This is a genomic window from Actinokineospora xionganensis, assembly GCF_014323725.1.
Taxonomy (GTDB): domain Bacteria; phylum Actinomycetota; class Actinomycetes; order Mycobacteriales; family Pseudonocardiaceae; genus Actinokineospora; species Actinokineospora xionganensis.
In genome coordinates this window covers 15,656-37,056 of sequence record NZ_JABVED010000022.1, presented here as the reverse complement: position 1 = coordinate 37,056, position 21,401 = coordinate 15,656, and the positions used below count along the sequence as shown (strand labels likewise).

Sequence of the window (21,401 nt, the reverse complement as noted above, 5' to 3'; positions counted from 1 at the left end):
GGTACCTAACCGGCGTTGCGCGCCTTCCGGCGCTGGGTGAGCTCGTCCTGCGACTGGTGCGGCATCTCGATGCCGTCCGCGCGCTCGGCGGGGAACTCGTGAATCGTACCGGTGATCTCTCGGATGGCGCCGCTGACGGCGATACCGAACACGCCCTGTCCGCCCTGCAACAGGTCGACGACCTCTTCGGGGGACGTGCACTCGTAGACCGTGGTGCCGTCGCTGAACAGGGTGATGCGGGCCAGGTCGCGCACACCGTGCCGTCGCAAGTGGTCGACCGCCACGCGGATGTTCTGCAGGGAGACGCCGGTGTCGAGCAGGCGCTTGACGACCTTGAGAACCAGGACGTCCTTGAACGAGTACAGCCGCTGCGAACCGGAGCCGTGCGCACCGCGCACCGTGGGAACCACCAGGTCAGTGCGCGCCCAGTAGTCGAGCTGCCGATACGTGATGCCTGCGATCTGGCACGCGGCAGGACCCCGGTAGCCGACGAGTTCGTCGGGCAGTGAGGCGTCCGGGAACAGTTCGCCCTGCTCTCCGGTATCAGCCCCGACGGGACCTTCCTCGAACACGCCTGCCTCCCCTCGTCCGACCACCGATGTGGCCGGCGAACGAGACCGCCCGTTCCGCTCTGGGGAACCGCCGGCCATGCGTATCGGCCGGTGCGGACTGTGGGTCACGGCCGCATCGGCGATTCGCTCATCCCTGACGGTAAGACTGGCGTGGGGACTGGTCAACGCGACGCGCGGGAACGCGACGCGCCGGTTGCTCAGGTGTCGGCGCCGCGGAAATCTTCCGGCGAGACGGAGTCGAGGAACTCTCGGAACTTCTCGACCTCGTCCTCCTGCTCGTCCGGAATGATCAATCCGGCTTCCTGCAGCACTGAGTCCTCAGCGTGGATCGGCACGCCGACCCGCAACGCCAATGCGACGGAGTCGCTCGGCCGGGCCGAGACCCGGACGTCGCCGTCGAAGACGAGTTCGGCGAAGAACGTGCCCTCGCGAAGATCGGTGATCCGGACCTGTTCCAACTCGCGACCCAGCGCCCCGATCACGTCCTTGAGCAGGTCATGGGTGAGCGGCCGCGCGGGCCGCACCCCCTGCTGCTCAAGGGCGATCGCGGTCGCCTCCACGGAGCCGATCCAGATCGGGAGATACCTCTCACCTTCGGTCTCGCGCAGCAACAAGATCGGCTGGTTCGCGGGCAACTCCACCCGCACTCCCACGACGCGCATCTCGCTCATCGGGCTCGCCTCCCTCCGCTCGCTGGGGCGTCCGGCGTCCCGTCATCTGAGGATCGCTTATCGCCTACTCCGACGCTACCCGCCATCCGGCTCGGACGCCTGACTATCTCATCGTGATCAGATCACAATGATTACCTGCACAAGGCCACTTTTACCGGCCCGTGATACGCCGCAGACCCGCTTTGACCAGCAATGAGTGCAATCCGACCGACAACGCCCCGAGTTCGCGGGCGATGCTGTCGGCGCGATCGCGCGCCGCGGGATCGCGTTGGCGGTACATCGGCGCGACCACCTGCTCCATGAGACCGACCTCCCGGTCGGCCGCCGCGCGGAACGCGCGCAGGTGCCGGGGTTCGATCCCGTAGTCGGCCAGGCCTGCCGCGAGCCGGGCGATCTGGACCGCGTCGGCGTCGTAGAAACCGTCCGAGCCCGCCGCGACGAGTCCGTACTGCTCGAGATCGTCGAGCAGCATCCCCGTCACCCCGGCTTGGCGCAGCACATCGTCCCTGGTCAGCCGGGTGTCCGAGCCCGCGGCGAACTCGTCGGGATCGATCCGTTCCACGGCGATGGCCAGCGGTCGGGCGGCGCCGCCACGATCGGCCTGCTCCAACTGGTCTTTGATCACGCGCAGCGGCAGGTAGTGATCGCGCTGCGCGGCCAACACGAAGCGCAGACGCTCCACGTCGTCGCCGGTGAAGCGCCGGTATCCGGCGGGCGAGCGGTCCGGCCGGATGAGGCCTTCCGCTTCCAGAAACCGGATCTTGGAGATCGTCACGTCCGGGAACTCGGGGCGGAGCCGTTGCAGCACCGCCCCGATGTTCCACCCGTCACTGGCGGGCCGCGCCGCCGTCACGGTCGAATGCCCATAAGTCAAACCACTAGGCGCCCGCGCCGGGTCCGGTGAGGAACACCAGGCGGAACTTGCCGATCTGGACCTCGTCGCCACCGGCGAGCACGGCCTGGTCGACCGGTTCGCGGTTGACGTAGGTGCCATTGAGGCTGCCGACGTCGATCACCACGAACTCGCCACCCTCGCGGCGGAACTCCGCGTGGCGACGGGACACGGTGACGTCGTCGAGGAAGATGTCGCTGTCCGGGTGCCGTCCCGCACTGGTGGTGTCGCGGTCGAGCAGGAATCGGGAGCCCGCGTTCGGGCCACGCTTGACCACGAGCAGGGCCGACCCGGCAGGCAGGGCGTCGACACCCGCGACCGCGGGTTCTGGAGCCGGGGCCTGGGTGCCCTCGACATCGGAGAGGAAGTCGGCCCGGAATACGGAAGTCCGCTCCGGAGACTGCTCCGGCGGGACGCCGGGCCCGTCGTTCGTGCTCACCTGAGCTCCTCCTGCTGTCCTATTACGTTGAACACTGCCAACGTACCGTGCGCGATCAGCAGCCGGGCCGGTGGCTCCCCTCCAGCCCGAACGATCGAACGAAGATCGTCTCACGCGGCGGGCGCGGTTGGCTACGCGACTCCGGTCTTGAGCCGCAGCGCCGCCCTCGTCTGCACGAGGTAGAGCGCCCCCGACCAGAGGAACAGCGCGCCACCCCAGATGGCCAGCGCGTAGGAGACCGGGCGGACGACGCCTGCCAGCGTGGAGGTGCCCTCGGCGAGCAGCAGCAGGGGGAAGGCGTACATCAGGTTGAAGGTCGCCGCCTTGCCGATGTAGGTCACCTCCGGTGGGCCGAAGCCGCGCCGCCGCAGCAGCGCGACGCAGCCTGCCACGACCACGTCACGCGCGATCAGGGCGGCCGCGACCCACCACGGCACGATGTCGCGCAGGACGAACGCGACGATCGTGGCGAGGGTGTAGAGCCGGTCGGCCAGCGGATCGAGCAGCGCGCCGAGCCTGCTGGCCTGGTCGAGCCAGCGGGCGATCTTGCCGTCCAGCCAGTCGGTGAACCCGCTGAACATCAGGATCGCGATGGCCCACCCGTCGGCCTGCGGCCCCAGAAGCAGGTACAGGAACACCGGCACACCGGCCAGGCGCAACGCGCTGAGCGCGTTGGGGATGGTGAGGACCCGATCGGATCCCCGGTCAGACGGTTCCCCGTCGCGTGCGGCCATGAGCGGGAGCGTAATCGGCCCGATTCAGGCTCGGCGGTGCGACCAGCCTTGGCTGTCGAGCGCGGTCGGGGTCAGGGCGCAGGGCCTGCCGTAGGTGTCCATGCCGACCCAGCGGGCCGTGCCCGCGAACCGCTCAAGGACGAAGGGATGGCCTTTGCTCCACACGACGCTGCAGGGAACGGTCGGGAGTGGGCGGGGCTTGCGGATCACGGGTCTGGCCGCGATGTCGTTCACGCTGTTTTCCGTTCAGCACGATGGTGGGTCCAACCCTGCCGCTCGAGTGCGGATCTACTCAGCGACTGTGGTCTGCCGTAGCGGTCGAAACCGACCCAGAACGCGTACCCGTCCACAGCTTCCAGGACGTAGGCGCGCCCGCGGCTCCACACGACGCTGCAGGGCAAGGTGGGCAGTCTACGCGGATGCTTTTGGGTCAGTACGGGCTGACCCGACTCGGGCTCGAACTCCGAGATCGCCTCGCTCATCTCGCCCACCTCCGTCAGAAGTGTCGATCACGGAATCGGCTTCGTTAGCCTGTTCACCTAGTGGACGCCTGACTGGTGGAGTTGTTCCACTTCCTGGCCCACACAGAGCTACATTGCGCACCCTGAAAGGGGACCTGTGAGCCTCGTCCGGCGGCTTGCCTCGACGGTGGGTGACGACCATGTCCTCACAGATGCGGCTGTGTGCATGGGTTTCACGACGGATTGGACCGGCAGACACCGCGGCCACGCCCGATTCGTCGTCCGGCCCGCCGACCGCGACCAGGTCGCCGAGGTGCTGCGGCTGTGTCGGGACGAGGGCGTCGCGGTGGTCCCGCAGGGCGGCAACACCGGGCTTGTCGGCGGCGGGATCGCCCACCATGGCGAGGTTCTGCTGAGTCTGACCCGGCTCGACACGCTCGGCGAGGTCGATGGAGCAAGCAGGCAGGTGACAGCGGGCGCGGGCGTCACGCTGGCCGCGCTTCGGGCGCACGCGGCGGGTTCCGGACTGGATTTCGCGGTCGACATCGCCTCGCGCGACAGCGCGACTGTCGGCGGGATGGTGGCGACCAACGCGGGCGGACTGCGGGTGCTGCGGTGGGGTCCGATGCGCCAACAGGTCGCCGGGGTGGAGGCCGTGCTGGCCGACGGGCGGGTCGTGGGCACGCTTTCGGGGCTGGACAAGGACAGCACCGGCTACGACCTCGCGGGCCTGCTGACCGGCAGCGAGGGCACCCTTGCCGTGATCACCGCAGTCCGGCTGCGGCTCATTCCGGCCTTCGCTTGCAAGGCTACGGCGACGCTGGCGTTCGCGACCACTGACGACGCGGTCGCCGCAGTGACGGCGTTGCGAGCACTGCCCTCGTTGACCTCGGCGGAGGTGTTCTACGACGACGGCGCGCGACTGGTGTGCGCCCACCGGAACGTGCCACCGCCGTTTCCGGTGCCACACCCGGTGTACCTGCTGGTCGAGTGCTCGGACGACACCGACCCGACCGAGCCGCTTGGCGCCGCCGTCGAGGGCCTGCCCGGGGTGCTCGACTCGGCCCTGGCGGTCGACGAGCCGTCCCGCCGAGCGCTGTGGACCCTGCGCGAGGGACACGCCGACGCGGTCAATTCCCTTGGCCCGCCGCTGAAACTCGACGTCGGCGTGCCTCCCGCGGCCGCCGCGGAGTTCGAGCGGGAGATCCGTTCGATCGTCACCAGCGGCACATTGGTCCTTTTCGGACACTTGGCCGAGGGCAACTTCCACGTCAACGTGGTCGGCGCGGGAGCGGATGAGGACCGGATCACCGAGGCCGTGCTTCGCGCCGCCGCCGCCCACGGCGGCACCATCTCAGCCGAACACGGCATAGGCGTCGCCAAGGCTCCCTGGCTACACCTCACCCGCTCCCCCGCCGAACGCGACCTCTACACCGCCATCAAACAAGCCTTCGACCCCACCGCCCTACTCAACCCCGCCACCCTCGTTTCGTCCCCGACACGGTCGCGAGTCCCACGTTCCCGACAGTGAGTTCTACGTTCAGGACAGTGAGTTCTCATTTCGCGACGCTCAAGCCCCCGCAAGTCAGGTGCTGCAACCGAACTCGGCTGTCGCGAAATGAGAACTCACTGTCCTGAACGTAGACCTCACTGTCGGGAACGTGGGACTCGCGACCGTGTCGGGGTGCGCGGTTATTCGCCGGTGAAGTTTGGGGGGCGGCGTTCGAGGAAGGACTGGACGGCTTCGCCGAGGTCCTTGCTGGGGAGGAAGGCAGAGTTCCAGGCGGCGACGTAGCGCAGGCCGTCGGCGACGCGGCGGTCGCGGTCCTGGCCCAGCACGTCCTTGGTGCCCTGCACGACCAGCGGGGGATTCTGCGCGATCTCGGCGGCCAGCGCCCGGGCGGCGTCGAGGAGCGCGGCCTGGTCGGGGTGGACGTCGTTGACGAGGTTGATCGCGCGGGCCCGCTCGGCGTCGATGTCCTTGCCGGTGAAGGCGAGTTCGCGCAGGTGGCCCTCGCCGATGATGCCGGACAGGCGCTGCAGGCTGCCCAGGTCGGCGACGATCGCGACCTTGACCTCGCGGACGCTGAACTTGGCGTCAGCGCTGGCCAGGCGGATGTCGGCGGCCGCGATGACGTCCACGCCGCCGCCGATGCACCAGCCGCTGACCGCGGCGATGACGGGCTTGCGGCACGCGGCGACCGACGTGACCGAGTTCTGCAGGTCGCGGATCGTGTCCAGGAACCGGGTCCGCGCGCCCGCCAGGCTGTCCGGGCCGAGCATGTCGGCCCAGGAGCCCATCATCGCGGGCAGGTCGAGCCCATAGGAGAAGTTCGCGCCGCTTCCGGTGAGCACGACCGCGCGGACGTCGGGGTCGGCGTCGAGGGCGTTGAAGACCATCGGCAACTCGCGCCAGAAGTCCGGTCCCATCGCGTTGCCCTTGCCCGGACCGAGCAGCGTCACCTCGGCCACATGATCGGCTACGTCGACTTTCAGGGACACCAGGTTTTCTGTCATGCGGCTATTATTACTCACGAGTAACCAGTTGTCTGCCTGCGTCTGGGACTGGGGTTCTACTCGCGGTATGTCAAGCCACGCCGCGGGGTTCCCCCGATCGTGCAAGGCCTGGTTTGTCAGGCTGCACCCGGGCGCGGGGTAAATTCCGAGTCTGAAACGGGAGCGATGGGAGACCCGCATGGCAGGCCAGACCGCTATGTCGACGCCGATCTTCGACGAACTGCTGCGGGAGATGGCGGCGAACTCGGCCAAGCCGGAACAACCGAAGCAGGACACCGCCGAGCAGTCGGAGGCCAAGGCGGGCGCCGGGCGGCGCAGGCGGCCCGAATGAGCCATACCGCCGAGTAACATCTCGGCATGGAACTCGCGCGGTCCTTCACCACCGGCGGACACACCCTGCGCTACACCGAGTTCGGCACGGGCGACACGCTCGTCGTCCTCACCCACGGCCAGCTGATGACCCGCCGCATGCACGCGCCGCTGGCCAGGTCGCTGGCCGAGGCGGGCTACCGGGTGATCACCCTCGACCTGCTCGGCCACGGCGAGTCCGACCGCCCGACCCGGTCCTGGGAGTACTCGATGTCCATCTGGGCCACCCAGGTCGTGGCCCTGCTCGACCACCTCGGCGTCGACCAGGCCGTCATCGGCGGCACGTCACTGGGCGCCAACGTCTCCCTCGAGGTCGCCGTCGCGGCCCCGGAGCGCGTCCTCGGCCTGGTCGTCGAGATGCCGGTCCTGGACAACGCCATCGTCGCCGGGCTGATGGCGTTCACCCCGTTGCTGTTCACCGCGCGCTTCCTCCCCGCGCTGGTCCGTGGCGTGGCGTGGCTGGCGGACAAGGTGCCCAGCGGCGACCAGTGGGTCGACGTCGTCACCGACACCCTGCGCCAGGAGCCTGCCGCGATGGCCGCGGCCGTGCACGGGATCTTCTTCGGCCGCATCGCCCCGCCGAAGGCGCTGCGCACCGCGATCACCGCGCCCGCCCTGGTGATCGGACACCGGCGCGACCCGATTCACCCCTTCGGCGACGCGGACATGCTCGCCAACGAGCTGCCCAACTCGATGTTCGTCGAGGCGGAGAGCCCCCTGGAGCTGCGCTTGCGGCCGGAACGGCTGACCAGTCGGATCACCGGGTTCCTGGAGACCATTTCCTGATCGAATTCCGCTGAACCACCCGCACGTGGATCGGGGGACCGTCATACTCCATGCGGCCGAATCCCCGACCGATGACGGACGCCCATGACCTCGACGACCGGCACCGCTTCCCGGGGTATGTTCGAGCCCTTGCGGCACACCATGTTCCGCAGGCTCGCGACCGGCCGGGTCGCGACCTACCTGGCCAACTCCATCGCGCCCATCGCGCTCGCGTTCGCCGTGTTGGACCTGACCGGGTCGGTCATCACGCTGGGCCTGGTCGTCGGCGCCCGCTCGATCGCCAACGTGACCCTGCTGCTCATGGGCGGCGTGCTGGCCGACCGGCTGCCGCGCGGGGTGATTTTGCAGGGCGCCAGCATCGCCGCGGCGGTGTCGCAGGCGCTGACCGGTGCCGCGGTCCTCATGGGGTTCGCGACCGTGCCGATGCTGGTCGTGCTGAGCGTGGTCAACGGCGCCGTCTCCGCGGTGTCGCTGCCCGCCGCGTCCGCGCTGACCCCGCAGACCGTCCCCACGCACCTGCTCCGGCAGGCGAACGCCGTAGTCCGGATGGGCGTCAACACCGCCATGATCGCCGGTGCGTCACTGGGCGGCATGGTCGCCGCATTCGCCGGTCCCGGCTGGGCTATCTCGGCGACGGCGCTGGTCTTCGTGGTCGCCGCCGTCTGCTACGCCCGGGTCGACGCCCCCGAGATCGACGAGACCGCCCCGACCCGCCCGCTCGCCGACATCCGGGCGGGCTGGCGCGAGTTCACCGCGCGGTCCTGGGTCTGGTCTGTGGTGGCGGGCCTGATGGTCATCAACGCGGCCGTGGTGGCCGGTGTCTTCGTGCTCGGACCGTCCATCGCCGACTCGACCATCGGACGCTTCGCCTGGGGTCTGGTCCTCGGCGCGCAGACCGTCGGGTCGCTGATCGGCGGCATCGTGGCCAGCCGGTGGCTACCGTCGCGGGCCCTGCTGTTCGGCACGGCGCTGCTCGGGTCGCAGTCGGTGGTGCTGGTGGTCCTGGCGCACGCGCCGCTGATGATCCCGCTGCTCGTGGTGATGTTCGTCGGCGGCATCGCGGTCGAGCAGTTCGGCATCGCGTGGGACTTGGCGCTGCAGGAGAACGTTCCGCAGGACCGCCTTGCCCGCGTGTACTCCTACGACGCCCTCGGCTCGTTCATCGCCATCCCCTTGGGCGAGATCGCCGTGGGCCCGCTGGCGAAGCAGTTCGGCGTGTCCACCACGCTCACCGGGGCCGCGATCCTGGTCGGCGCCGCTGTCCTGGCGGTCTGCTTGGTGCCCGCCGTCGGTTCACTGCGGCGCAAGCCGGACGCCGAGGAGGCCAAAGAGCGCGTCACCGCCCGCGTCGGTCAGTCGGACAGCCCGCGAAGTACCGACGCGGACTACCCACCGCCGGGTCGTCAGCGTGGCGCACAGGGCGGCTCCGGCGGCTCCGGCAAGGTGCGGCCTGCGCTCAGTCCAGTCGAGACAGGCCCGGGCGACGGGCCTGCTGCCTGACCGCAGGTCGACCGCGAGGTCGCCGAACCACGCCGCACCTTCCTTGGTGAGGCTGAGGTTGGTGTCCAACAGCCGCCTGTCCCGCATGGCGTCGGCGATCCCGACGCCGAGGGTGCCCGCGAGGTGGTCGTAGCAGGTGCGGGCGGCGGCCATGGCCTTGTTGGTGGTGGCGGCTTTGAGGGTCTTGGTCGGCGCGGGCGAAAACCTGGTCATCATCAGTTCGATGAGTTCGGCGGTGCCGTGGTCGGCCAGCCGGACGTAGCGGTGCCTGCCCTGGCGTTCCTCGGTGAGCAGGCCGCCCTCGACGAGCTTGCTCAGGTGCTCAGACGCGGTGGACCTGGCGACCCCGGCGGCGTTGCCCAGTTCGGTCGCCGTCCAGGCCCGGCCGTCGAGCAGGGCCAGGCAGAAGCCCGCCCTGGTCTCGTCGGCGAGGAGGGCGGCGAGCTTGGCCAGGCCTTGGGCGGACATGGCTCCAGGATGCCCTGTGGACGGTTCGGCGGCGGCCGAAGTGTGGTCAGTCGCCGAGAAGCTGCCTGACCCGAGGCACGACCTGCTCGCCGTAGAGCCGGATCGACTCAAGCCGCTGGTCGTGCGGCAGGCCGCCGACGCCGTATTTGAGCTGGAATCGGGACAGGCCGAGGGTACGCACAGACCAGGCGATCTTCTGCGCGACGGTCTCCGGCGACCCGACGAACAGCGCGCCGCGTGGGCCGGCCATCGCGTCGTAGTCAGCGCGGGTCATCGGCGCCCACCCGCGCTCGGCGCCGATCTTGGCGAACGCTGCCTGGTGGTGGGCGAAGTGCTGGGCCCGCGCGAGTTCGTCGGTCTCGGCGAGGTGTCCAGGACTGTGCATGGCGACCGGCAGGTCCGGGTGGCCTGCCTCGGCCAGCGCCCGCCGGTACAGCTCGGCCAGTGGAACGAACCGCTCCGGCGAGCCGCCGATCACGGCCATCACCAGCGGCAGCCCGTAGGCGGCGGCCCGGACGACGGACTGCGGCGTGCCGCCGACACCGACCCACGCGGGGAGCCGACCCGACTCGGTGACCGGGTACGCCTGGGCCTGCTCCAGTGGCGGCCGGACGGATCCGCGCCAGGTGACCGGCTTCTCGTCCTGCAGGTGGGTGAACAGGTCGAGCTTCTCGGCGAACAGCACGTCGTAGTCGGCCAGGGAGTGCCCGAAGAGCGGGAAGGACTCGGTGAACGATCCGCGGCCCAGCGTGACCTCCGCGCGCCCGCGCGACACCGCGTCCAGGGTGGCGAACCGCTCGTACACGCGGACCGGGTCGTCGGAGCTCAACACGGTCACGCCGGTGCCGAGCCGGATCCTGTCAGTCTGACCGGCGATCGCGGCGAGGACCACGTCCGGGGAGGACACCGCCATCTCGGCGCGGTGGTGCTCGCCGACGCCGAAGTAGTCGACACCGACCTGGTCGGCCAGCACGCCTTCGGCCACGACTTGGCGGATCGCCTCCGCCTGGCTCACCAGCTCGCCGTCGGCGCCGTTCTCCACGTCGCCGAAGGTGTCCAGCCCGAACGTGGGCTCCTGACGCGTGCCCAGGATCTCGTAGCCCATTGCCCCACTCCCCTATTGGTAGTTGAACTCTCAAACAAGGGGTGGGGCGGGCCTATTCCCGCACTGACGGTCGACGCACGCCGAAGGCTGTCACTTGATCCCGGCCGCGTCCATTCCCCGGAGTTCGCGCTTGAGGTCGTGGATTTCGTCGCGCAGGCGGGCGGCCAGTTCGAACTGGAGGTCGCGGGCCGCGTTCATCATCTGGTCGGTCAGCTGTTGCACCAGGTCCGCCAGTTCCGCGCGGGGCATCGACTTGACGTCCTTGCCGCCGACGATGCCCGCGCTTCGGGCGTTGCCGGGCTCCCCCGCCGCGCGCTTGCCTCGGGAGGTGTTGCGGCCGGAGCCGCCGACGGGGACCGAGTCGTCGTCGGTGGCTTCGCTCAGGACGCGGTCGAGGATGTCGTTGATCTTCTTGCGGAGCGGCTGCGGGTCGAGACCGCGCTCGGTGTTGTACGCGATCTGCTTCGTGCGCCTGCGGTTGGTCTCGTCGATCGCGTGCTGCATCGAGTCGGTGATCCGGTCGGCGTACATGTGGACCTGGCCAGAGACGTTTCGGGCTGCGCGGCCGATGGTCTGGATCAGGGAGGTTCCGCTGCGGAGGAAGCCCTCCTTGTCCGCGTCGAGGATCGCCACCAGGGAGACCTCCGGGAGGTCGAGGCCCTCACGCAACAGGTTGATTCCGACCAGGACGTCGTAGTCGCCGAGCCTGAGCTGGCGGAGGAGCTCGATGCGGCGCAGGGTGTCGACCTCGGAGTGCAGGTACCGCACCCGGATCCCCAGCTCCAGCAGGTAGTCCGTCAGGTCCTCGGACATCTTCTTGGTCAGGGTCGTGACCAGGACGCGTTCGTCACGCTCGGCGCGTTCGCGGATCTCGTGGACCAGGTCGTCGATCTGGCCCTCGGTCGGCTTGATGATGACCTCGGGGTCGATCAGACCGGTCGGGCGGATGACCTGCTCGACGAACTCGCCGCCCGCCTGGCCCATCTCGTAGGGGCCCGGAGTGGCCGACAGGTACACCGTCTGACCGATCCGCTCGGCGAACTCCTCCCAGGTCAGCGGCCGGTTGTCAACCGCGCTGGGCAACCGGAAGCCGTGCTCGACGAGGTTGCGCTTGCGGGACATGTCGCCCTCGTACATGCCGCCGATCTGCGGCACCGTCACGTGGGACTCGTCGATGACCAGCAGGAAGTCTTCGGGGAAGTAGTCGATCAGGGTGGCGGGGGCGGTGCCGGGGCCGCGGCCGTCGATGTGCCGGGAGTAGTTCTCGATGCCGGAGCAGAACCCGACCTGGCGCATCATCTCGATGTCGTACGCCGTGCGCATCCGCAGCCGCTGCGCCTCCAGCAGCTTGCCCTGGCGCTCCAGGGTCGCCAGCCGCTCCTCCAACTCCCCCTCGATGGCGCCGATGGCACGTTCCATGCGCTCGGGGCCCGCGACGTAGTGGGTTGCCGGGAAGATCCGCAGCTCGTCGACCTCGCGGACGATGTCTCCGGTCAGCGGGTGCAGGTAGTAGAGCTTGTCGATCTCGTCGCCGAAGAACTCGACCCGGATCGCCAGCTCCTCGTACGCCGGGATGATCTCCACCGTGTCGCCGCGCACGCGGAACGTGCCGCGGGCGAAGGCGATGTCATTGCGCGCGTACTGGATGTCGACCAGCGCGCGGAGCAGCACGTCGCGCTCGACCTCGCCGCCGACGTTGAGCCCGACCGAGCGGTCGAGGTAGGACTGCGGGGTGCCGAGGCCATAGATGCACGACACCGAGGCGACCACGATGACGTCGCGCCGCGAGAGCAGGCTCATCGTCGCGGAGTGGCGCAGCCGCTCGACGTCGTCGTTGACCGACGAGTCCTTCTCGATGTAGGTGTCCGTCTGCGGGATGTACGCCTCGGGCTGGTAGTAGTCGTAGTAGCTGACGAAGTACTCGACCGCGTTGTCCGGGAAGAACTCGCGCAGCTCGTTGGCCAACTGGGCGGCGAGCGTCTTGTTCGGCGCCATCACCAGCGTCGGCCGCTGCACCCGCTCGATCAGCCAGGCCGCCGTCGCCGACTTGCCGGTGCCGGTCGCGCCGAGCAGCACGATGTCCTGCTCGCCCGCCTTGATCCGCTTCTCCAGCTCCTCGATGGCCGCGGGCTGGTCGCCCGCGGGCGAGTAGTCCGCCACCATGCGGAACTTCCCGTCGGCGCGCGGGATGTCGCCGACGGGTCGGTGTTCGGAGTGCGCGAGGACTGGGTGCTCGGTCGGAAAAGCCACAACTCGACAGTACGCGGCCCCACCGACAATCTCAGTCGGACAGCTTGAGCAGGGCCCTCAGCTCGACGCCCACCCTGGTCAGGGGCTCGGTGTCGCGCCGCGCCCGACACATCAGCAGCGCTCCCTCAATGCTCGCGATCGCCAGTGTGCCCAGCGTCGCCGCGCGCTCGGCCGGGACGCCGCGGCGGGCTATCGCGGCGGCCAGGAGCGACTCCCAACGCGCGAACGCGCGTCCCGCCGCGTCGCGGGCCGACGCTGTCTCCTCGGACGAGAGAGCGGCGGCGCCGACCGGGCAGCCGTCGACGAAATCGGCCTTCGTCATGGCCGAAGTCCAGTAGTCGACGAACGCGGCGACCGCCCTATCGCCGTCGACGTCCCCCAGAAGCCGCTCAAGCAGGTTCCCGATGAAGTCGCCGCCGCGCTCGGTGGCCGCGAGGGCAAGTTCCTCCTTGCCGCCCGGGAAGTGGTGGTAGATCGATCCCCGCGATACGCCGCTGTGCTCGACGACGTCGCGCAGGGAGGTGTCGGCGACCCCGCGCTGCCGGAACAGCACGACAGCGCTGTCGATCATGGCGTCCCGCGGCGACCTAGGCATGGATGCGCTCCAGGCGGGCCGGGACGTACTTGTGCCATGGCGTGCCCGCCAGAAAGTCCCTGTGGTGCAGCGAGGTCAGTTCGTTGGGCGCGACCCCGGTGACCTTCGGGGTGCCGTTGTCGAGCCCCATGCCGTTGGGCAGCGAGATATGGCCCGCCTGCATCATGTCCGAGACCTCGACAACCGCCTCGGCCTGCCCGCGCTCGGTGACCACCCGCAGCCTGTCCCCTGTCTCGACCCCCAGGCCCGCGGCGTCGGCCGCGTTCAGCCGCAGCGCGCCGTCGGCGTCGCGGCGGCGCCAGGACGGGTCGCGGATGATCGTGTTCGCGGTGAAAGACCGCCGCTCCCCCGCCGAGAGCACGAACGGGAACTCCTCCGTGACCCACGAACTCGGTTCGTGCGCCAGCGCGCGCACGCGGTCGAGCAGTTCGGGGACCTCGAGAGTGAACTTCCGGTCGGGCCTGCGCACGTAGTCCCAGGCGTGCTCGTAGTCGTCGAGCGTGAACACCACGCCCTCCCCGCGAAGCACGGCGTCGAACAGCTGGTCGCCCGGTTCGAAGCCGGACCCCTCGAAGCCCGCGCGGCGCACGGACTTGGGGTTGGCCATCGCGCAGAGCTGCGCGGCGCCCCACAGCGACGCCGTTCCGGCGGCGCCCTCGGCCAACGTCTCCCCGAGCGTCTCGATCAGCAGGTAGGGCGCCAGCGGCATCAGCTTCGGGTTGGCGCCCACGGCGGTGAAGAACGCCGGCGCGAACTGCTTGCGACCGCGCCGGGCGGCGCGACGCAGCGGCTCTAGGACGCTATCGCCGACGACGCCGAGTTCGCGGATCAGCCGCGTGTAGATCTCCGGTTCCGCGAGCGTGCCCGGCAGCGGCGACATGACCGGCGCGCGCAGGTGGAAGACGTTGCGCGGGAAGTCGACGTTGAAGAACGTGCACTCCCACTTCTCGAACTGGCTCGACGCGGGCAGCACGTAGTCGGCCAGGCGCGCGGTCTCGGTCATCGCGATGTCGATGACGACGGTCAGGTCGAGTGTCCGCATCGCCTCGCGGAAGCTCGCGGAGTCGGCCAGCGAGTGCGCGGGGTTGACGCTGTCGATCCACATCGCCCGGAACCGGTCCGGGTGGTCGGTGAGGATCTCCTCGGCGATCGAGTTGCACGGCACGAGCCCCGCGATGATGCGCGCGTTCGTGACCGGGGTGCGCCTGCCGCCACCACCCGGTTTGCCGCCTGAGCCGCCACCCGCGACCTTCGCGACCGAGGGCTGGAGCAGTGCGCTCAGGCGGGTGGCGAGGAAGTCCGGCAGCACGGCGGGCAGCCGGAGGGCCGCCGCGGCAGCCAGGTCCGTGGCCGTCGCGGCCGCACGCTGGACAGGGCTCTTCGGGCGGCGCGGCCCGCCTGAGCCCCCGGCAGGTCCGCCCGCGAGCGGCGCGAACGACGAGTGCAGGAACATGGCGCCCTGCTTGGCGAAGTTGCCGGTGAGGATCCACAGCATCTTGTTGAGGTAGGACGACAGCGTGCTGTGCGGGGCCTGCTGGATGCCGAGGTCCTCGTACGTGCAGACACTCTTCGCGGTACCGATGCGGCGCGCCGTCTCGCGAAGCAAGTCCTCGGGGACACCGCACCGGCTCGCGTAGTCCGTCACGTCGATCTCGCGGTAGGCGGCCAGCACCGATTCGGCGCCGGTGGTGTGGTCGTCGATGAACGCGTGGTCGACCAGGTCCTCCTGGACGAGGATCGCGCCGAGCGCGGCCAGGCACCACGCGTCGGTGCCGGGCCGGACCTGCAGGTGGATGTCGGCCATCGCGGCCGACTCACTGCGCCGCGGGTCGATGACCACCATCGTGCGCTCGGGGTCGGCGGCGAGTTGCTTCAAGACCGGGCGGGCGCGGGGGAAGCTGTGTGACTGCCACGGGTTCTTGCCCACGAAGACGACGACCTCGGCGTGCTCGAAGTCGCCCTTGGTGTGGCCGCCGTAGAGCCTGCCGTCGACGTACATCTCGCCGGTCTTCTCCTGGGCGAGCGCGTTCGACTGGTACTTCGCCCCCACCGCGCCCTGCAGGGCCTTGTTGTAGGTGGCGCCAAGGTGGTTGCCCTGTCCGCCACCGCCGTAGAAGAAGATCTTGTCGCCGCCGTGGGTGTCGCGGACAGCCTTGAGGCGAGCCGCGATCTCGGTGATCGCGGTGTCCCAGTCGATCTCCTCGTACGAGCCGTCGGCGCGCCTGCGCAGCGGGCTGGTCAGCCGCACTGTCCGGCTTTGGTAGTGGTCGAGGCGCAGCGCCTTCTCGCACGTGTAGCCCTCGGAACCGGGGTGCGACTTGTCGCCGCGGATCTTGGCCAGGCTCCGGTCTTGGACCTGGACCTCGATACCGCAGTTGCACTCACAGAGGATGCACGCGCTCTTCTGCCAGCTGGACTCGTCCACGAGCACACCTCCACGCCGCGACTATGACAGCTGTCATAATCACTGACGAGTAGGCATCGGTCAAGGCCGGATCAGCAGCTGCAATCGCAACAATCGCAGCAGCAGTTGTCACAGCTACCGCAGTCGCAGTCGCCGCACGCGTCGTGCGGCTTGCCGCTCCACGGCCCGGGGAACGGATCGCGGCAGCACTGCTGACAGGTCCCGCACTCGTAGAGGCAGGCCGCGCAGCCGAGGATCACCCCTCGGCTCCGCGGTACCGGCTTGAGCTTGGGCCACTTCCAGCACAGGCAGCGCGACGGCTCGTAGATGTCGCGCCCCTTGCGGCCCTTCTTGGGCGGGGGCGGCGGACCCTCCGGGCCGGTCGCCCCGGGAGGCGGCGGCCCGGCGCTCATCGGGGGCAGCGGCGGACCGGGACGCTGCCATCCCTGCTGCCCATAGGGCTGATGTCCATGCCCCTGGTGCGGGCCAGGTGCGCCATGACGCTGCGGCGACGGGCCGTACGGCCCGTTGGGCCCCGGCGGGCCGTACGGGCCCTGCGGACCTTGCGGGTAGTGCGCCCTGAAGGTGCGGCCGACCGCGGCGCCCAATTCGTGGACGAGCAGGGCGTGCACCAGTTTCGAGTCGCTGAAGCTCGCCTCGGACAGGGCCAGCCGGACACCCATGACGGCGTCGTCGCACAGCCGCCGGGCCTCTTCGACGCTGGTGCCGGTCGCGGTCAGCGGGTTCCAGGCACCGGAGACCTTGTCGGTTTCGAGGTCTTCCACGGCGTCGATCAGGTGGGCGACACGGCCGAAGAGCTTCCCCGCCTCGCTCAGCGGTGCGATGTTCTCCGGCCGCTCCGCGAGCAGCGCGGTGTGGGCGAAGGCCCGCGAGGTCGCGGACTCCGTCGGCTCGGTCGCCGTCAGCACGGAGGAACCGAGGCCCAGGGCGGATTCCACCTCGCCCTGGCGTCCGACGGCGTCGAGGAGGACCGCGGTCGAGAATCCGATGTCGGCCCCCGTTCTGTCACCTTGGCGGGCCCAGCGGGTCGCCATCCGCCGTGCCGCGCCCGCGACCGGGCGGCGGCCGAACACGCCGTCGCGGTCCTCGACGTGGTCGTTGATCTTCGCCGAGGCGAGCACCAGCGAGACGGCGGCCGCGAGACGGGCGCCGGATCCCTCGGCGACCGACGTCGGTTTCATCGCCCGGAGCGCGCACGGTCCGGCCATCCGACGCCGGGCGGTGGCCGCCTGCGCCTCGACGAGAGCGGAGATCACCAGCCCGTCGTAGTTGGTGACGGTGCGCGCGAGTTGGCCGTGGTCGTCGCGAAGGGCGAGACAGAGGCCGCAGAGATGGGCGAGCCAGGTTTTCGCGAGGTCGCCGGGCAGACGGTGGCGACAGGGCCGCAGGATTCCGAACATGTGAGCGCGACTGTCCTTTCGAGAACACCACGGCGAGTCCGCGGGAGCCTAGCGGGATTCACCCGATCGGACGTCGGAAACCCACGGAAAAGGCTGTGCCGCGACCGGGTGGAGTAGGCACGATGGGCCAATGGCCGCGAACTTCCCGGTGCCCGTCCCCATCGCCCGCCGCGACGACCGCCACCACGAGGTGCACCCACCCAAGGTGGAGCTCTTCGACGTCGAGGCGATGACGAACATCGATCCCAAAGGCTTCGTCCGCACGGTCGACGAATACCGCCACACAGAGCACGGGCTCTACATGGCGCGGCCGGTCGACGGCCACCGACGAATCGCCTACTTCGAGTCGCTGCTGCTGCCCGAGTTGGGTCTGCGGGTGTCGAAATGGCAGGCCAACCCTGGTTTCGACCTCGGCCATGACTTCTACATCGACATCGTCGACATCACCGACGGGCCGATCTGGCGGACCAAGGACCTGTACCTGGACATCCTGGTCCGCACCGGCCACGACCTCCGCGTCGAGGACACCGACGAGTTGCTCGCGGCGCTGCGGATCAAGCTGATCGACCAGTCGGCGGCGCAGCGAGCCCTTGAACGCACCCATCGCACGGTCGACGGGATCTCGCGCCACGCCTACGACGTCGACGGTTGGCTCAACGGTTTGGGTATCACGACCTCATGGCGAAAGCGCTAGCGCGAGGCCGGCTAACGGGTCAATAGACCATTAGCGGATCGGGTGATTATTTCGCCCGATAGATATCCGGGTGAACACGAGTCGTGACATAACGAATCGGTCCCGATGATCACAGAACGGATACTGCCGACTACCCTCGGGCCGCGTGGGCACGGCCATCACGCCGCAACTGGTCGACATAGTCGACACGGTGAGCGCAACACGCAGCTACTCGTCCGGGATGTCACGCAACCTCCGGACGTGCCAGATCGAGCGCTGGGGTCTCCGCATGGAGTGCCCGACCCCCGAGGACCCGTTCTCCGACACCGAAGTCACCTGGCTGCTCCCCGACCTGAACCTGCGGCTGACCCAGCAGAAGCCCCGTTCCAGGCACGCGCGCGGCGGACCCAGCGTCCTGACCGCCGTCCGGGTGCTGCGAGACGGCCGCTACTGGCGGACAACGGACCTGCTTCTGGGGCTGGCCGCACCGGGAAACGGTGCCACGGCCCGCATCGTGCGCTCGGAGGAGTTCGCGGCCGCGGTCGCGGGCCTGGTCCTCCGAGTCGGCGACGCGGACTTGGCGCTGTGCACGGTCCACAAGACCCTCGAAGAACTGAGCCGCTTCCGCCACGACCTGTCGTCATGGCTGGCCTACAAGCACATCTTCGAGGTCTGGCCGCCATACTGATCGAACCGGCCTCTCGGATTTCGGGCCCCGTGGGCGTACTTTTCACTGGTGACGCCCGGGTTGCGGCTCGGCATCCTCGGCCCGCTCGATACCGCCGCCGACGGACTGCGGCTCGACAAGATCGTCACGACTAATCGAGGTTGTGAGCCTTGTTCAGCAGGTACCTCTGTTCGACTTGGTTGTCGGTCAACGTGGCGGCCTCGCGGTAGAGCTCTGCCGCGGCGGCGGTGTTGCCGGTGAGTTGGAGGAGGTGCGCGCGGACGGCGCGTTCTCGTTGCCGGGTGAGCGGGTCCTCGTCCAGGCGGTGGTGTTGGTTGAGGTCGTCGAGCAGTGCCAGGCCTCGCGCTGGTCCATGGGCTTTGGCGACTGCCACGACGCGGCCCAACCGGACTGGGCCGGTGGGGGTGAACCGTTCCAGCCACAGGTAGAGCGCGGCGATCTGGTGCCAGTCCGTATGTTCGGGTGAGGGGGCGGCGGCATGCACGGCCGCGATCGCCGCCTGCAGTTGGTACGGGCCGGTTTCACGGCGGTGCCAGACGCTGTCGATGAGTTCTGTGCCCTCACGGATCAGGCCGGGATTCCACTGTGTCCGGTCCTGTTCCTCCAGCGGCACAAGTTCGCCGTCGCCGCCGGTGCGGGCGGGACGTCGGGATTCGGTGAGCAGCATCAGCGCGAGCAGGCCGGTCACTTCCGGGGTCATCGGATCGTCGGAGGGCAGGGTGGCGTGGAGCATGCGGGTGAGTCGGATCGCTTCGGCGGTCAGGTCGACCCGGGTGAGCTCATCACCGGACGAGGTCGTGTAGCCCTCGTTGAAGATCAGGTACAGGACCTGTGTCACGGCGGTGAGCCTGCTGTCCCGATCGGCTTCGGTCGGTGGGGTGAAGCGGGCGCCTGCGCGGGCCAGTTGTTGTTTGGCGCGGCTGATCCGGGTGCCCATGGTGTTCTCGGTGGTGCCGTGGGCGTGGGCGATCTCGGCGGTGGTGAGGCCGCCCACCGCGCGCAGGGTGAGCGCCACCTGGGAGGTGGGGCTGAGCGTGGGGTGGCAGCAAAGCAGCAGCAGGGTGAGGCTGTCGTCGGTCTGCGGTGGTAGGCCCGCCTGGCGGGTGGGTTCGTGCATGGCCAGTTCGGCCATGCCGGTTTCCTGCTCGCGGCGGCGGCGGGCCTGGTCGGAGCGGAGCAGGTCGACCATCCGCCGGTAGCCGATGCGGATCAGCCAGCTGCGCGGGTTCTCCGGCACGCCGACGGTGGGCCACTTCCGGCTCGCGGCGAACAGCGCTTCCTGCACCGCGTCCTCGGCGATATCGAAGTGGCCGAAGCGCCGCACCAACGCGCCGAGCACCTGCGGCGCCTCGGTGCGCAGCAGGTGCTCGACATCCCCGGCGGGGTGGGTCATGCGCCGAAGTCGTCGCCCATGATCGGGCGGATCTCGATCGGTTCGCCCAGCGCGTCGACGATCCGCGAGACGATCTCGACGGCGCGATCGTGGCTGGCGACGTCGATGACGGCGAAGCTCGCCAGGACCTCTTTGAGCTCGGCGAACGGCCCGTCGGTCGCCACCACACCGTCAGCGGTCCTGCGGACGGTGGTGCTGACCGCGGGGTGGCCGAGGCCCTCGCTGCTGACGAACTCGCCGGTCTCGCGTAGTTCCTGTTCGAACTCCTGGTAGGCGGCGAACGCCGCCATGGCCTCCTCGGACGGGATGTCGGCGGTGTCGGCGTCCCAGGCGGCGGCCGGCGTGTAGCCGAGCAGCAGGTACTTCATCACAGGTTCCTTTTGTTGATCGTGTCGGCAACAGTATGCCGAGGTCAGGCGGTGCGCCGCAGGGATATCGCGAGGAGGGTCGTCCAGGTGCGGGCGACCAGGCCGTTCACCGCGAGATGGATGCTCATGTGTTCCGGCGACACAGGCAGCAGCAGCACGAGCGCGACGGCGCCGTTCAGCACGGCCTGCCCCACCTGCCGTCGGCGGGCGTACCGCGCGGTCCGCACGATCGCCGCGACGGCCAGCGCGGTGAACGCGACCGCCGCCGAAGAATCCGGTCAAGATCAGCAGTGCCCGCCTGCCGAACACAGGCCCGGCGAACGCCCCCGCGAGCAGCAGGGGCGACACCGAGCGACCGCCGGCAGAAGCGGCGGCCACGGTGGGCGCGGAGAGGGTGGTCATGGCTTCCTCCTGCTGTGGTTGGTGGGGTCTCGCGCAACCTCGTGACCGATCCCCGGATCTCGACACGCCTCGAATGTGATCCGAGTCACGAACATTCGGTGTCGAGACGCGCGCGCCGGCTCCGAGGTAACGGCGAACACCCCATCCAGCACTCCACCGAGGAGGACAAGATGAACGAAATCCAGCCCAGTGCGGAACTGCAGGCCCTGGACCGCCTGGTCGGCACCTGGACCGTGACCGGCGGCGCCGAGGGAACTGTGCGGTACGAATGGATGCCCGGCCAGTTCTTCCTGCTCCAGCACGTCGACCTCACCCAGTACGGCCAACCCGTCACCGGCCTCGAGGTGATCGGCAACCTCCGCCCGTTCGGCGAACCCACCGGCACCGACGTGGTCTCCCGGTTCTACGACTCGACCGGCAACACCCTCGACTACGTCTACGAACTCACCGGAGACACACTCACCATCTGGGGCGGCGCCAAAGGCAGCCCTGCCTACTACCAAGGCACCTTCAACACCGACGACAGCACCGTCACCGGCGAATGGGTCTACCCCGGCGGAGGCGGCTATCCCTCCACCATGACCCGTATCTGACGTCGACGCGCGAACACCGACCCAGAACGGCCGGAGGGCGTGAGCAGCGGTCCCAACATGGGATGCCACCGCCCTCCGGCCGTTTCACCACGCGATGCGA

Annotated in this window: 22 protein-coding genes and 1 pseudogene; 7 read left to right on the top strand and 16 right to left on the bottom strand. The window is 69.3% G+C overall.

Features of this window, described 5'->3' with window-relative positions; all coding sequences use genetic code 11:
* Positions 1 to 5 precede the first annotated feature (5 nt).
* From GPZ80_RS27815 to GPZ80_RS27790, 6 genes are all read right to left on the bottom strand, one after another.
* Positions 6 to 572, bottom strand: coding sequence for a MerR family transcriptional regulator (locus GPZ80_RS27815; RefSeq protein ID WP_187224060.1), 567 nt, complete (start codon positions 570 to 572; stop codon positions 6 to 8).
* A gap of 197 nt (positions 573 to 769) precedes the next feature.
* Complete coding sequence (locus tag GPZ80_RS27810; RefSeq protein WP_054046144.1) at positions 770 to 1,243, bottom strand: bifunctional nuclease family protein; 474 nt, start codon at positions 1,241 to 1,243, stop codon at positions 770 to 772.
* 151 nt (positions 1,244 to 1,394) lie between these two features.
* Positions 1,395 to 2,051 carry a transcriptional regulator FtsR gene (ftsR, locus tag GPZ80_RS27805; RefSeq protein WP_312880620.1) on the bottom strand — a complete coding sequence of 219 codons (657 nt, stop codon included), beginning with the start codon at positions 2,049 to 2,051 and terminating at the stop codon, positions 1,395 to 1,397.
* A gap of 70 nt (positions 2,052 to 2,121) precedes the next feature.
* On the bottom strand, positions 2,122 to 2,574 hold the full coding sequence (gene garA, locus GPZ80_RS27800) for a glycogen accumulation regulator GarA (protein WP_091375509.1): 453 nt from the start codon (positions 2,572 to 2,574) through the stop codon (positions 2,122 to 2,124).
* A 131-nt stretch (positions 2,575 to 2,705) separates the two neighbouring features.
* Positions 2,706 to 3,308, bottom strand: a complete 603-nt coding sequence (gene clsA / locus GPZ80_RS27795; RefSeq protein WP_187224058.1) for a cardiolipin synthase ClsA — start codon at positions 3,306 to 3,308, stop codon at positions 2,706 to 2,708.
* A 24-nt stretch (positions 3,309 to 3,332) separates the two neighbouring features.
* Positions 3,333 to 3,542: a hypothetical protein gene (locus GPZ80_RS27790; RefSeq protein ID WP_222719964.1), complete on the bottom strand. Its 210-nt coding sequence runs from the start codon at positions 3,540 to 3,542 to the stop codon at positions 3,333 to 3,335.
* A 453-nt stretch (positions 3,543 to 3,995) separates the two neighbouring features.
* Here GPZ80_RS27790 and GPZ80_RS27785 point away from each other — a divergent pair, with 453 nt between their 5' ends.
* Positions 3,996 to 5,300, top strand: coding sequence for an FAD-binding oxidoreductase (locus tag GPZ80_RS27785; RefSeq protein WP_187224057.1), 1,305 nt, complete (start codon positions 3,996 to 3,998; stop codon positions 5,298 to 5,300).
* A 161-nt stretch (positions 5,301 to 5,461) separates the two neighbouring features.
* On the opposite strand, the gene GPZ80_RS27780 is transcribed toward GPZ80_RS27785, so the two are convergent.
* Positions 5,462 to 6,286: a crotonase/enoyl-CoA hydratase family protein gene (locus tag GPZ80_RS27780; RefSeq protein WP_187224056.1), complete on the bottom strand. Its 825-nt coding sequence runs from the start codon at positions 6,284 to 6,286 to the stop codon at positions 5,462 to 5,464.
* A 178-nt stretch (positions 6,287 to 6,464) separates the two neighbouring features.
* Here GPZ80_RS27780 and GPZ80_RS27775 point away from each other — a divergent pair, with 178 nt between their 5' ends.
* The 3 genes and pseudogenes from GPZ80_RS27775 to GPZ80_RS27765 form a co-directional block, all read left to right on the top strand.
* Complete coding sequence (locus GPZ80_RS27775) at positions 6,465 to 6,617, top strand: hypothetical protein (RefSeq protein WP_187224055.1); 153 nt, start codon at positions 6,465 to 6,467, stop codon at positions 6,615 to 6,617.
* A 26-nt stretch (positions 6,618 to 6,643) separates the two neighbouring features.
* A complete protein-coding gene (locus GPZ80_RS27770) occupies positions 6,644 to 7,441 on the top strand; it encodes an alpha/beta fold hydrolase (RefSeq protein WP_187224054.1) in 798 nt (265 codons plus the stop codon).
* Positions 7,442 to 7,525: 84 nt separating this feature from the next.
* Positions 7,526 to 8,731 (top strand): annotated as a pseudogene (locus tag GPZ80_RS27765) (MFS transporter); the annotation flags it as partial.
* A 3-nt stretch (positions 8,732 to 8,734) separates the two neighbouring features.
* On the opposite strand, the gene GPZ80_RS33035 reads toward GPZ80_RS27765, so the two are convergent.
* The 6 genes from GPZ80_RS33035 to GPZ80_RS27740 form a co-directional block, all read right to left on the bottom strand.
* On the bottom strand, positions 8,735 to 9,409 hold the full coding sequence (locus GPZ80_RS33035) for an ArsR/SmtB family transcription factor (RefSeq protein WP_246477553.1): 675 nt from the start codon (positions 9,407 to 9,409) through the stop codon (positions 8,735 to 8,737).
* Between the two features lie 46 nt (positions 9,410 to 9,455).
* The gene (locus tag GPZ80_RS27760) at positions 9,456 to 10,514 is read right to left on the bottom strand and encodes an LLM class flavin-dependent oxidoreductase (RefSeq protein ID WP_187224052.1); all 1,059 of its coding nucleotides are present in this window, start codon (positions 10,512 to 10,514) and stop codon (positions 9,456 to 9,458) included.
* 90 nt (positions 10,515 to 10,604) lie between these two features.
* Positions 10,605 to 12,764, bottom strand: coding sequence for an excinuclease ABC subunit UvrB (gene uvrB / locus GPZ80_RS27755; RefSeq protein ID WP_187224051.1), 2,160 nt, complete (start codon positions 12,762 to 12,764; stop codon positions 10,605 to 10,607).
* A gap of 31 nt (positions 12,765 to 12,795) precedes the next feature.
* A complete protein-coding gene (locus tag GPZ80_RS27750; RefSeq protein ID WP_187224050.1) occupies positions 12,796 to 13,359 on the bottom strand; it encodes a TetR/AcrR family transcriptional regulator in 564 nt (187 codons plus the stop codon).
* The gene (locus GPZ80_RS33880; RefSeq protein WP_312880618.1) at positions 13,352 to 15,784 is read right to left on the bottom strand and encodes a molybdopterin-dependent oxidoreductase; all 2,433 of its coding nucleotides are present in this window, start codon (positions 15,782 to 15,784) and stop codon (positions 13,352 to 13,354) included. The genes GPZ80_RS27750 and GPZ80_RS33880 overlap by 8 nt, the downstream gene beginning before the upstream one ends.
* A gap of 71 nt (positions 15,785 to 15,855) precedes the next feature.
* Positions 15,856 to 17,184, bottom strand: a complete 1,329-nt coding sequence (locus tag GPZ80_RS27740; protein WP_187224048.1) for a DUF5685 family protein — start codon at positions 17,182 to 17,184, stop codon at positions 15,856 to 15,858.
* A gap of 130 nt (positions 17,185 to 17,314) precedes the next feature.
* Between GPZ80_RS27740 and GPZ80_RS27735 the strand changes: the two genes are divergently transcribed.
* Positions 17,315 to 17,878 carry a ribonuclease FAU-1 family protein gene (locus tag GPZ80_RS27735; protein ID WP_187224047.1) on the top strand — a complete coding sequence of 188 codons (564 nt, stop codon included), beginning with the start codon at positions 17,315 to 17,317 and terminating at the stop codon, positions 17,876 to 17,878.
* A 145-nt stretch (positions 17,879 to 18,023) separates the two neighbouring features.
* A complete protein-coding gene (locus GPZ80_RS27730; RefSeq protein WP_187224046.1) occupies positions 18,024 to 18,545 on the top strand; it encodes a ribonuclease FAU-1 family protein in 522 nt (173 codons plus the stop codon).
* Between the two features lie 130 nt (positions 18,546 to 18,675).
* Here GPZ80_RS27730 and GPZ80_RS27725 read toward each other — a convergent pair whose 3' ends face one another.
* Genes GPZ80_RS27725 through GPZ80_RS27715 form a run of 3 tightly spaced genes read right to left on the bottom strand, consistent with a single transcriptional unit; the run spans position 18,676 to position 20,533 of the window.
* Positions 18,676 to 19,938 carry an RNA polymerase sigma factor gene (locus tag GPZ80_RS27725; RefSeq protein ID WP_187224045.1) on the bottom strand — a complete coding sequence of 421 codons (1,263 nt, stop codon included), beginning with the start codon at positions 19,936 to 19,938 and terminating at the stop codon, positions 18,676 to 18,678.
* Positions 19,935 to 20,306 carry a YciI family protein gene (locus tag GPZ80_RS27720; protein ID WP_187224044.1) on the bottom strand — a complete coding sequence of 124 codons (372 nt, stop codon included), beginning with the start codon at positions 20,304 to 20,306 and terminating at the stop codon, positions 19,935 to 19,937. The genes GPZ80_RS27725 and GPZ80_RS27720 overlap by 4 nt, the downstream gene beginning before the upstream one ends.
* Positions 20,307 to 20,350: 44 nt before the next feature.
* A complete protein-coding gene (locus tag GPZ80_RS27715; RefSeq protein WP_187224043.1) occupies positions 20,351 to 20,533 on the bottom strand; it encodes a hypothetical protein in 183 nt (60 codons plus the stop codon).
* Positions 20,534 to 20,878: 345 nt separating this feature from the next.
* On the opposite strand from GPZ80_RS27715, the gene GPZ80_RS27710 reads away from it, so the two are divergent.
* A complete protein-coding gene (locus GPZ80_RS27710) occupies positions 20,879 to 21,301 on the top strand; it encodes a hypothetical protein (RefSeq protein ID WP_187224042.1) in 423 nt (140 codons plus the stop codon).
* The last annotated feature ends 100 nt before the right edge of the window (positions 21,302 to 21,401 follow it).